The organism is Pseudoalteromonas sp. 20-MNA-CIBAN-0454, assembly GCF_040308685.1.
GTDB lineage: Bacteria > Pseudomonadota > Gammaproteobacteria > Enterobacterales > Alteromonadaceae > Pseudoalteromonas > Pseudoalteromonas nigrifaciens.
In genome coordinates, this window is sequence record NZ_JBEOOB010000127.1 from 1 (window position 1) to 344 (window position 344).

The window sequence follows — 344 nt, forward strand, 5'->3', positions numbered from 1 at the left end:
CGCGGGATGGAGCAGTCTGGTAGCTCGTCGGGCTCATAACCCGAAGGTCGTCGGTTCAAATCCGGCTCCCGCAACCACTGAAATAAATAAGAATAAACAGACACTCTTAAAGAGTGTTTTTTTATGTCTAAAATTTAGTGAGTGACTCATAACCCGAAGGTCGTCGTCACTGCGTGATGCGTTCGCTCTTCATAAACCCTGGCTCCCGCAACCACTGAAATAAATAAGAATAAACGGACACTCTTAAAGAGTGTTTTTTTATGTCTGAAATTTAGTGAGTGACTCATAACCCGAAGGTCGTCGTCACTGCGTGATGCGTTCGCTCTTCATAAACCCTGGCTCCC

At 45.9% G+C, this 344-nt stretch carries 1 tRNA gene; it reads left to right on the forward strand.

From position 1 onward, the window contains the following. A tRNA-Met gene (locus AAEZ22_RS18255) sits at positions 1–77 on the forward strand. The last annotated feature ends 267 nt before the right edge of the window (positions 78–344 follow it).